The 1,158-nt window shown below is 43.8% G+C and carries 1 protein-coding gene; it reads left to right on the top strand.

Features of this window, described 5'->3' with window-relative positions; genetic code table 11:
* The first annotated feature begins 620 nt into the window (after positions 1-620).
* Positions 621-1,064 carry a M15 family metallopeptidase gene (locus tag PX481_RS04710; protein WP_288093811.1) on the top strand — a complete coding sequence of 148 codons (444 nt, stop codon included), beginning with the start codon at positions 621-623 and terminating at the stop codon, positions 1,062-1,064.
* The last annotated feature ends 94 nt before the right edge of the window (positions 1,065-1,158 follow it).

The raw sequence follows: 1,158 nt of genomic DNA, 5'->3' as shown, positions 1-1,158 counted from the left end.
GGTTCTTCGTTACTTAGTATGGTTCGATAGGGGGGCATAAATCGACTAAATCCTTATCTGGCAAGAGACTTAATTGATTAGTTCGCTCTAGAGCAAAAATAATTGACAAAAATCGCCAAATGCCTTTCTATATAAGGGTTCCATCCCTTATAACCCCCGTCCATTGCATAACAAAAACCGAAGAACCGGATTTGAAAAACTTACGGGAGTTGGGGCGATTGTGATTGTTGTTAGCGAGACAATGCTAGACCCCTCTGTGCGGTAATTATGCCCAAATTGAGGTGATTAAACCCCACAGTGCCATATTAAGTCTTATTAAGGGGTGTTAGACCGATGGAAGTGGGATAGTAGGATAAAAGAACCACCATTTAAGCTAAACATCGCCAGGTATTTAGGGACTTGCGTAGGAATAATATCCCAGCCAGAAAATCGCTCTGTAGAAGAATCAGACAAGCCCTAAATGGTGCATTATCAAAGCGCAAGTCCCTTAGCCTAAGTGGACTTGTTGAACTAAGAATCCCTCGCTAAGGAAGAAATTTATGGTGACAGTAACGCAAGCTGGGACTACAAGCTGTTCCACGACAGTGGTTAGGGGACTAGATCGGCAACTCATTGCTCAAATGAATCGACTTGTCTCAGGTGCTTTAGTTGATTTTTCTTCGCCCAAGATCAGGCTTGGACAAGCAGTTTGGCCATTCTTACAACCAGCGGCTAAACGCGCCCTAGATCGGGCGGTTGCCAATCGAGGCCAGACTCTGATTGTCAACTCCGCTTATCGGACTATTGCCCAACAACTACTTCTTTTTCAACAAGCTCAGGCGAATCGATGTGGCATTACTATCGCTGCTGAGCCAGGAAAGAGCAACCATCAAAGTGGATTAGCTCTCGATATTGAAGATCATGCAGGCTGGCGACCTTTCCTAGAAGCTCAGGGCTGGAAGTGGCTAGGTCCATCAGATCCGGTTCATTTTGACTTTAAAGGTGCTGGGGTTCGTGACATTCGCTCAACTGCTATCCTGGCGTTCCAGCAACTGTGGAATGGGAGCATCTCACTTATGCAATGAGTATTAATACTTATAGCAGTCAAAAACTAGAAAATCTTCAACTTGATCACAAAGAGAAATGAGATTATAATAGTTATAACTTACAATTCAGAAT

Source organism: Microcystis sp. M53603_WE2, from assembly GCF_030065435.1.
This window is presented reverse-complemented; position numbering and strand designations above follow the sequence as displayed.